This window comes from Methylocystis echinoides, from assembly GCF_040687965.1.
In the GTDB taxonomy this organism is placed as follows: domain Bacteria; phylum Pseudomonadota; class Alphaproteobacteria; order Rhizobiales; family Beijerinckiaceae; genus Methylocystis; species Methylocystis echinoides_A.
Map to the genome: position 1 here is coordinate 3,740,570 of NZ_CP156084.1, position 8,967 is coordinate 3,749,536.

The following is an 8,967-nucleotide window of genomic DNA, read 5'->3' on the forward strand; positions in this document are numbered from 1 at the left end:
GTCAGCGAAAGCCGTGGAAACCAGAGTCCCCGTCGCCCCGGCGCGGCTTCGACCATTGGTCCAGCCGCGGCGCCGGCGCCGCCTGCTGGGGCGACGGCGGCGCCCGAAAGCCAGGCGTCATGCCCGGCGGCGGGCGATCCATCGCCGGCGCATGCATCTGCGGCGGCGTCATCGCCCGCATGGGCGGGGCATCCGGCATCCTCGGCTGCATGTCGCGCATCTGCGGCGGCAGGCCTCCGGACGGGCCGCTGCGATAGCGGGCGGCCGGCATGGCGTCCGGCTGCGGCATGGCGTCCCGGGGCGGGCCGCGCATCGGCGCCCCCATCCCTGCCGGCATATCCGGCCGGGGATAGGCGCGGCGGGGCGCAATATCGGGCATGCCGCGCATCCCCGGCATATCCATGCCCGGCGGCGCTTCCCGCATCTGCCTGGGAAGCCGCGCGCCCTGCATGGCGCCGGGGGCCGGCCCAGCGGGGCCGCCAAAATCGGGGGCCATCCTGCGACGAAACGAGCGGAGCGCGTCGGGCCCCTCGCCCTGGAGGCGGTTCCCGCCCCCGCCGGGATTCACGGGAGGCGTGCGACTGAGCTGGCGGCCGCGCAGGGGCGACGCCCCGTCGCCGGCTGGCGACCCCAGCCGATCAATCTGCGGCGCGATCCGCCTGCCGGTCTGAGCCGGCGCGGGTCCGGCGCCTCCTGGCGGCGACCAGAGCCCTTGCTCTTTCGCCGCGCCCGACGGCGCCGTGGGCGCGACGACGTCGCGCAAGCGGCGGCCCGGACCAGCGAGCGGCGCGGCCGCGCCAGCGGGCGGCTGCGGCAGAGCGTGGTCCTTCACTGGCAGGCCGGCGGGAAGCGCGGCGGCCGGCGGGGCGTTGGGAGGCGCAACGCCGCCCGGATGCAGCCGCTGGCCGGCGGGACCACCCCCAGGAAGCTGTTGGGCGCCGTTCGTCAGGGGGGCCGCGCCGGGCGGCGTCGCTCCCTCGGTGAGCGGCCGCGCGCCGGGCGGGCCCGCCGGAACGGGGCCCGGCGCAGGGCCGATAGCAGGGGTCGCGCCGAGAGGCGCGCCGGCGATCGGCGGCGGCGCGACGCCCCCGGGCGGGACCGCGTTTCGCTTGGCGATAAAATTGGGCAGCGCCGCGCCTATGCCGACCGCGGCGGCCCCCGCGCCGACGGCGGTGAGGGCCTCGGTCGAGATCACGGCGCCGGCGGGACTGCGAATGACGAGCTGGTTCTCTGCGGGGTTCAGCGCCACGGCGTTGTGCATGTTGGCGTATATGACGTTCGGCGGCGGCGGCGCGATATAGGCCGGCGGCCGCTGCCAGACCGGGATCGGCACATAGGGCGGCGCCGGCAGCGCATAGGGCGCGACGACGACGATGGGCGGCGGCAGGATGATGAAATCCGGCGGCGGCGGCGGCAGGAAATAGAACGGCGGCGGCGGGGGCGGCGGAAACGCCCAGAGCGGATCGTCGAAGAAAATGACGGGCTGATCGATGAAAATGAGCTCGTCCGGCGGCGGCGGCGGATAGCCGTAGTCGATCATGGCGAAGTCCGGCGGCGGCTCGAATTCGTAGCGCAGCTCCGCAAGGCGCCGGCGCGCGTCCCAGGCGTGCGGCCCCCTGGGATAGCGCCGCAGATAGGACCAATAGGCGTCGGGCGTGTCGATGATGCGCGAGCGCCGCCAGGTCATGGCCTCGCGCCGCGCCGCGAGCATCGCCCGCGCCCGCTTCGCATAGGGCGACGCCGGATAGGTCGCGACGTAATCCTGGTAGCCCTGCATGGTGTCGCGGCGGACGGCGGCGGAAAAACCGTCGTCGGCGCCTAGCGCGCTGATCGGCTGGCCGAGACGCGCGACATCCTCCTTGCGCAGCGGCGCGTTGGCCTCGCGCTCGAAGAAAAGGAAATCGGTCTCCACGCGCTGCGAGTTCCACGGGATTTGCGCGCCTTTCGTCATCTCCGAAACGCGCAGTCGCGTATTCTCGAAGACCTCCGTCAGCGGGCGGCCGCCGTCGCGCATCATCTCCGAGAGCGCATGGGCGTAGGGGCCGTAATCGCCCTTGGATTCCGGCGCGATCGTGCCCGGCGCGGCGTTGAACGCGAGCAGCGCGCGGCCGCCGGGCTCGTAGAGCGCAAGGCCGCCGGCGAGCGGCTGGCCGGTCAGTTTGAACGGATTGGCGCGCGCCACGTCGAGCGCGGCGACGACGAGCTTCGCCCCCGAGCCCGCGAGCGGTTTGAGGTAATCCGAGACGCGCAGCGCCCGCAGCGGAATATCGGTGTCGCGGGCAATCGTCGCATCGACCGGCAGAATGTAGTTTTCGCCTTCGAGCTGGAGGCCGTAGCCCGAGACATAAATGAAGACGACGGCGTCCGGCCCCGCCTGCGCGGCCTTGTCGAGAAAGTCGCGGAACGCCTGTTTCAGCGCCGCCTCTTCGAGATCGCGCGCGCCGGTGACGTCGAAACCGGCCGCCTGGAGAGTCTGCGCGACGAGCCCGGCGTCATTCGCGGCGGTGGCGATGGGCTTTACGGGATAGGCCGCTTCGCCAATGACGAGGGCAAGGCGTCGCTCGGCCGCGAAAGCGCCCGCGCCCTGCCCCGCGATCAGCACAAGAAGGGCGAGCGCCGCAACCGCCAGACTCCGGATTAACTGCATTGAGTGATCTCCACGCGGCCCCCACTCCGCAACATGCGGATTATCCAGCAGATCCGCGGATGAACAGACGCTGAACCATGCGCCGCGGTCGAGGGCCGCAAGACGGAGATAACCCGCCATTAATTTGGACGTTTTGTGGATTTTTTAGGCTATCGGCGCCCGCAAGGCGCTCAGATTTGCAGCCGGCGCCCGCTCAATCGCCGTTTCGTTCAATGCTTGCGCAGTCTGGCACGACGATTGCTGTCAAAACGGCCATCCTGCATTTGTCAACGGCAGACTGCCCGAATGAAAACCATTACCGCCATCATCAAACCCTTCAAGCTCGACGATGTGCGCGACGCGCTGATGGCGCTGGGCGTCTATGGGATGACGGCGACTGAGGTCCGAGGCTACGGCCGCCAGAAAGGCCACGCCGAGATCTACCGCGGCACGGAATACATCATCGCCTTTCTGCCGAAGATCAAGGTCGAGATCGCGCTCCCGGACGACCTCGTCGACGGCGCGGTCGAGGCCGTCCGCAAGGCGGCCTATACCGGCAAGATCGGCGACGGAAAGATTTTCGTCACGCCGCTGGACCACGCCCTTCGCATACGGACGGGCGAAGCCGACAACGACGCGCTGTAAAGGCGCGGCTGTTTTCCCGCCCCTTGCCCACAGGCCGAGGGCGAGGACGCAGGTTCACGACCTCGTTTGTCGACCCCGCCTCGCCCTTCCCGAACGACCGGCAAGACCGCCACCTCACACGCAAATCTGGATGTCCACCTACATGCGAACGTTATTTGCGGCCCTGGCCGCCATCGTCGCCACCCCCGCCCTCGCGCAGGACGCCCCGAAGATCGACGGCGCCGACACCGCCTTCATGATCGTCGCGACGGCGCTGGTGCTCATGATGACCCTGCCGGGCCTCGCGCTCTTCTACAGCGGCATGGTCCGCAAGAAGAATGTGCTCGCCACCATGGCGCAGAGCCTCATCGCCACGGCGATCGTCTCGCTGCTGTGGATCGCCGTCGCCTATAGCCTCGCCTTCTCCGGCGACGGTGCCTATCTTGGCGACACGGCGCGCATTCTGCTGCGCAACGTCGGCATGGACACGGTCAGCCCGCTCGCCGGCACGATTCCGGAAATCCTGTTCATGGCCTATCAGATGACCTTCGCGGTCATCACTTGCGCGCTGGTCGGCGGTTCGGTCGCCGAGCGCATGCGATTTTCGGCCTTCATCCTCTTCTGCATTGTCTGGCTCTTCATCGTCTATGTGCCGTCGGCGCACTGGGTGTGGGGCGGCGGCTTCCTGCAGAAGATGGGTCTTCTCGATTTCGCCGGCGGCACGGTCGTGCATATCAACGCCGGCGTCGCCGGCCTCGTCTGTGCGCTGGCGATGGGCAATCGCGTCGGCTTCGGACGCGAAAACCTCTCACCCTTCGACTTGTCGCTCGCCGTCGTCGGCACCGGCCTGCTGTGGGTCGGCTGGTTCGGCTTCAACGGCGGCTCTGCGCTGGGCGCCAATTCGCGCGCGGTCTTCGCCATCGTCGCCACCCATCTCGCGGCCTGCTCGGGCGCGCTCGTGTGGAGCGGGCTCGAATGGGTCGAGCGCGGCAAGCCCTCCGTGCTCGGCGTCGTCTCCGGCGCGGTCGCGGGGCTCGGCACCATCACCCCGGCCTCGGGCTATGTGCTGCCGTGGCACGGCGTCGTCATCGGGCTCATCGCCGGCGGCGTCTGCTACTGGTTCTGCACCGTGGCCAAGCACAAGTTTCACTATGACGACACGCTCGACGTCTTCGGCGTCCATGGCGTCGGCGGCATGATGGGCACGCTGCTCGCCGGCGTCTTCGCGACGCGCGCCGTCACGGCGTCGGCCGACAGCCCCGGCGTCGCCGGCCTGCTCGAGGGCGATCCGCATCAATTCGTGGTGCAGGCGATCGGCGTCGGCGTGACCATCGTCTGGTGCGTCATCGGCACGCTGATAACGTTGAAGATCGTCTCCTTCTTCACCAAGCTGCGCGTCACCAGCGACGACGAACGCGAGGGCCTCGACATCGCGCTGCATGGAGAAGCGCTGCACCAGTGAGGGGGCCGCTCGGCGAGCCCTCCCTCCAGGGCCGGCGGGAGGTCGGCGCCGCTACCTTCATTTCAGGGGCGCCTGACCTCGGGCGCCCCGACGCGACTCGAAGCCTTCGCCAACTTCTCGTCAAAGCTTACGAAGGCCTCGCTTTGCCCCGACTGGGCGAGATGCAACGCGTCGGCAAAATCCATCCCCTCCTCCGCCCAGGACAGTGCGACGGCAAGCGCCGTCGGTTCCTGGACAATCACTTGTGGGAGACCCGCTAACGCCCGGAAGGCGGCCAATATCTGTCCGGTTGGGAGGCCATAGCCGCTGTGCAGCACCCATTCGGCTTCCAGCAACACGGTCAGCGCGACAAAAACGTGCTCTCGCGCGATCAAAGACCGCGCTTTCGGCGACTGTTCGGGATCGTCGTTGGCGAGGAACCGGACGACCACATTCGTATCAATCGCGAGCATGGCGGCGCCTGGCTTCGGCGAGAACGCTCGCGTCCATCTCCTCGATCGACAGCCGACGTCCAGAACAATTGAGCATGCCGAAGACGTCTTCGACACGGGTGCGCTCGAACAACGGCGCATCCTTCAGCAAAACCCCTTCAGGGGTTTCCTCTATGGTCAGGGATGCGCCGGCCACCCAGTTCTTTCGTTGCCGGATCGACTTCGGGAGCACGATCTGACCCTTTGTCGACAGCCTGACCCTTTGCTTTTCCACGGCCATCGAAGGCTCCTTGTAAGACAAGGTAAGATAGGGTCGCCGAACGTCCCTGTAAACAGAGCTCCGAGTGTAAGGTAAAATAGCACCACATTCGTCCGCTCCGCGGTTTTCAAGGCCTTTCCACGGGTCTCGGCGTCAAAAAAATCGCTTGACCGGCCTCCCCGCATCCCCTATCCACCCGCATCCGAACATTTCGTTCAGACGGAATTCCACATCCCATGTACGGCAAGACCTATTCGGCGAAGCCCGCCGACATCGAAAAGAAATGGGTGCTGATCGACGCCTCCGGGCTCGTCGTCGGCCGCCTCGCCTCGCTGATCGCGCTGCGTCTGCGCGGCAAGCACAAGGCGACCTTTACGCCCCATATGGACGATGGCGACAACATCATCGTCGTCAACGCCGACAAGGTGGTCCTGACCGGCCGCAAGCGCGACCAGAAGGTCTATCACCATCACACCGGCTTCCCGGGCGGCATCAAGGAGCGCTCGGCAAAGTTCCTCCTCGAGGGCCGCTTTCCCGAGCGCGTTCTGGAGAAGGCCGTGCAGCGCATGCTGCCGCGCGGTCCGCTCGGCCGCCAGCAGCTCGGCAATTTGCGCGTCTACAAGGGCGCCGAGCATCCCCATGCGGCGCAAAACCCGCAGACGCTCGACGTCGCCGCCCTGAACGCCAAGAATAGCCGGAGCGCCTGATCATGGCCGAGACCACCCTCTCCTCGCTCTCTGACCTCAACCAGGCGGCCGTGGCCGCTGCGGTCGAAGCGCCGAAATACGAGCAGAAGCTCGACAAATATGGCCGCGCCTACGCCACCGGCAAGCGCAAGAACGCCGTCGCCCGCGTCTGGATCAAGCCCGGCTCGGGCAAGATCACCGTCAACGGCCGCGACATCGAAGTCTATTTCGCGCGCCCCGTTCTGCGCATGATCCTGCAGCAGCCGCTCGCCGTCGCCAAGCGCGCCGGCCAGTATGACCTCGTCGTCTCGGTTGCGGGCGGCGGTCTCTCGGGACAGGCCGGCGCCGTTCGCCACGGCCTCGCCAAGGCGCTGACCAATTACGAGCCGGAGCTGCGCTCCCCGCTCAAGAAGGAAGGCTTCCTCACCCGCGACTCGCGCGTGGTCGAGCGCAAAAAATACGGTAAGCGGAAAGCCCGCCGGTCGTTCCAGTTCTCGAAGCGCTAAAGACGGGAAGGCGCTGGCCTCGGCGCCTCTTTCTCTCACAACAAAGCCAGGCGTCTCCGCCTGGCTTTTTTGTTGCCCGCCGCGCCGACGCGGCTCTATCTTTTCGACCAGAAGAACTCCAGTTTTTCGATGATCTGCGACGCCGGATTGTCGGTGAAGGCCGCGGTCAGGAAGGGCGTGTACGTCTGGTCGAACGCCTTGTTGGCGTCGTCGCGCAGCGCCTTGAAAACGCCGATCGTCGGCTCGGCGCCAACGGCCAACAACATCCATTGATAGCAAAGATCGCCGGTCTCGGTGATGTAATAGGCGCCGGTCGTGCTTCGCACGTTGAAATAATTTGCGATCGCTATCGCTTCGACTTTTCGGGCGAGCGGGATTTGAATGGGTGAGTTGATGTGAATTCCCAGCTTGCGGCGACCTTCGTTCACAGTCAGCGTGTAAACGAAAGGCTCCCCGTGTCTTATATAAATAGTGGTGACAAAGTCCGACCCGCTTTGAGGGTCGTGCTGAATGCGATCCTGCCAACCCCATGAAAAAATCGTCTCCTGCAAGACGTCTTTCATAGGCGTTTGATCTCTCCCCGACGTATGGCTACGCGCAACTGATTGAACACACGACGCGGACGCCATATTCGCAAACTCCATAGGATCATTACTGCAGCGGGCGTTTGTCGACGCGGGACTTTCCGATGAAGCAGCGGAATTGACAGACAGTCCTTCGTCTTATTGGTGCGCTTTTGCTTATCTGAGACTGTTCTCTATAATTATTAACAGTTTCTAACTTATACAATTAACACCGCGTCAAATTGGAAGAATTAGTCAGGCTCACGCTGATCCCCTGCTGAAGACGTCTTCCAGGACCTTCTGCAGCGCAGCATTGCTTGTGCGCCGATCGACGATCGAGTGCTGTGGCGCGCCTCAACGCATCAGCGCAAAACCCCTCGCAGGGGAAAGCGCGCGACTTCGACGATGATCGCAGCGCCGACGCCAAGACTCGAAACAAGCAGAAAGAACGACGCGCCGGACAGGCTCGTCCAGAAGCTCCCAATCAAGCCTGCGAGAAGATTGCCGAGGAACATGGACGAGAACCAGGCGCCCATCAGCGCCGAGCGCGACCCCGCCGGCGCCAGATGCGAAACGAGCGAGAGGGTGATCGGCGAGAAATGCAGTTCGGAGAGCGTCAACACGATGAAATAGGCCAGAAGCCATAGCCAGCTCGCCTTGCCGCCGTCGCTCATCCACGCCGCTACGGCCATGACTCCATAGCTGAGAGAAACGCCGAGGCAGCCGACCGAAAGCTTGCGCATCGTCGAGGGCTCCCGCCCCTTGCGGGCGAGATTCCCCCAGAAGGCGACGAGCGGCGGCGTGAATAGAAAGATCATCAGCGGATTGAACGCCTGAAACCAGGTGACTGGGATCTCCGCGCGCCAGCCAAAGAGTCCGACGCCGCGATCGGTGTGCTGCGCGGCCCACAGCGCAATGGTGTTGCCTTGCTGTTCGAAGGCCGCCCAGAACAATGCGGACGGCAGAAAAAGCACGAGAATGCCCAGAAAGGCGCGACGGAACTGGCGTCGCTCCGTCGGCGTCGGCCGCACTTTGAGGGGCGGCGGCGCCGGCGGCAGCCGGGAGAGGCCGGAGAGATAGGTCGCGAGGCCGATCGCCATGCCGACCCCGGCGCTCGCAAAGCCGTAATGCCAGCCGACGGTTTCGCCCAGCGTGCCGCAGACGAGCGGCGCTAAGAAAGCGCCGATGTTGATGCCGACATAGAAGATCGAATAGGCGCGGTCGCGTCGGGGGTCGTCGCGGGCGTAGAGTTCGCCGACCTGCGTCGAAATATTGGGTTTGAACGCGCCGCAGCCAAAGGCGATCAGCGACAGGGCGATGAGGAAGAAGGGCTCATAGGCCATCATGAAATGGCCGGCGACCATCAACCCCGCGCCGAGCGCAATCGTCCGCGTGCGCCCGAGCCAGCGATCCGCGACGAACCCGCCGAGAATCGGGGTCAAATAAACGAGCCCGGTGTAGAGCCCGTAGATCTGCGAGGCGAAAGGCTGAGGGCCAAGCGGACCGGAAACGGATTCGAGCGCGTTTTTCAGCGCGGCGAGCCCAAGGGCGCGCTCCATCCGCGCGGGCTCCAGCAGGTGGTCGACCATATAAAGGACAAGAAGCGCCCGCATCCCATAATAGGAGAATCGCTCCCACATCTCCGACCCGAAGAGGGTGGCGAGCCCCGGCGCCTGGCCTGAAAAAACCTGTATTTTCATACTCTTATGAATCGCTCTTCGGCGCTGGGGGACATTCCCTCCGCGGCGTGGTTGCGCTCGCCGGGCGACGTCGATAATAGGGTTGATCCCTTGTCGCAGAGACAAAAGCA

General features: G+C 65.7%; 9 protein-coding genes. 4 read left to right on the forward strand and 5 right to left on the reverse strand.

The genetic code is table 11. The annotated features are described in order from the left end of the window. Position 1: 1 nt before the first annotated feature. Positions 2-2,647, reverse strand: coding sequence for a caspase family protein (locus RVU70_RS18535; RefSeq protein ID WP_363349000.1), 2,646 nt, complete (start codon positions 2,645-2,647; stop codon positions 2-4). Positions 2,648-2,932: 285 nt separating this feature from the next. On the opposite strand from RVU70_RS18535, the gene RVU70_RS18540 reads away from it, so the two are divergent. Further along, positions 2,933-3,271 carry a P-II family nitrogen regulator gene (locus RVU70_RS18540; RefSeq protein ID WP_363349002.1) on the forward strand — a complete coding sequence of 113 codons (339 nt, stop codon included), beginning with the start codon at positions 2,933-2,935 and terminating at the stop codon, positions 3,269-3,271. Positions 3,272-3,413: 142 nt separating this feature from the next. Continuing rightward, positions 3,414-4,712, forward strand: a complete 1,299-nt coding sequence (locus RVU70_RS18545) for an ammonium transporter (protein WP_363349004.1) — start codon at positions 3,414-3,416, stop codon at positions 4,710-4,712. Between the two features lie 62 nt (positions 4,713-4,774). Here the strand turns inward: RVU70_RS18545 and RVU70_RS18550 are convergent, their stop codons facing one another. Continuing rightward, positions 4,775-5,164 (reverse strand): type II toxin-antitoxin system VapC family toxin, encoded by a 390-nt coding sequence (locus tag RVU70_RS18550; RefSeq protein WP_363349006.1) that lies wholly within the window; start codon positions 5,162-5,164, stop codon positions 4,775-4,777. Beyond that, the gene (locus RVU70_RS18555; protein WP_363349008.1) at positions 5,151-5,423 is read right to left on the reverse strand and encodes an AbrB/MazE/SpoVT family DNA-binding domain-containing protein; all 273 of its coding nucleotides are present in this window, start codon (positions 5,421-5,423) and stop codon (positions 5,151-5,153) included. The genes RVU70_RS18550 and RVU70_RS18555 overlap by 14 nt, the downstream gene beginning before the upstream one ends. Before the next feature lie 215 nt (positions 5,424-5,638). Between RVU70_RS18555 and rplM the strand changes: the two genes are divergently transcribed. Continuing rightward, on the forward strand, positions 5,639-6,109 hold the full coding sequence (gene rplM / locus RVU70_RS18560; RefSeq protein ID WP_363349010.1) for a 50S ribosomal protein L13: 471 nt from the start codon (positions 5,639-5,641) through the stop codon (positions 6,107-6,109). Between the two features lie 2 nt (positions 6,110-6,111). After that, positions 6,112-6,594, forward strand: coding sequence for a 30S ribosomal protein S9 (rpsI, locus tag RVU70_RS18565; RefSeq protein ID WP_363349012.1), 483 nt, complete (start codon positions 6,112-6,114; stop codon positions 6,592-6,594). Between the two features lie 95 nt (positions 6,595-6,689). On the opposite strand, the gene RVU70_RS18570 is transcribed toward rpsI, so the two are convergent. Both RVU70_RS18570 and RVU70_RS18575 read right to left on the reverse strand, forming a co-directional pair. Continuing rightward, a complete protein-coding gene (locus RVU70_RS18570) occupies positions 6,690-7,157 on the reverse strand; it encodes a hypothetical protein (RefSeq protein ID WP_363349014.1) in 468 nt (155 codons plus the stop codon). Positions 7,158-7,519: 362 nt separating this feature from the next. Further along, positions 7,520-8,857: a peptide MFS transporter gene (locus RVU70_RS18575; RefSeq protein WP_363349016.1), complete on the reverse strand. Its 1,338-nt coding sequence runs from the start codon at positions 8,855-8,857 to the stop codon at positions 7,520-7,522. Positions 8,858-8,967: the final 110 nt, after the last annotated feature.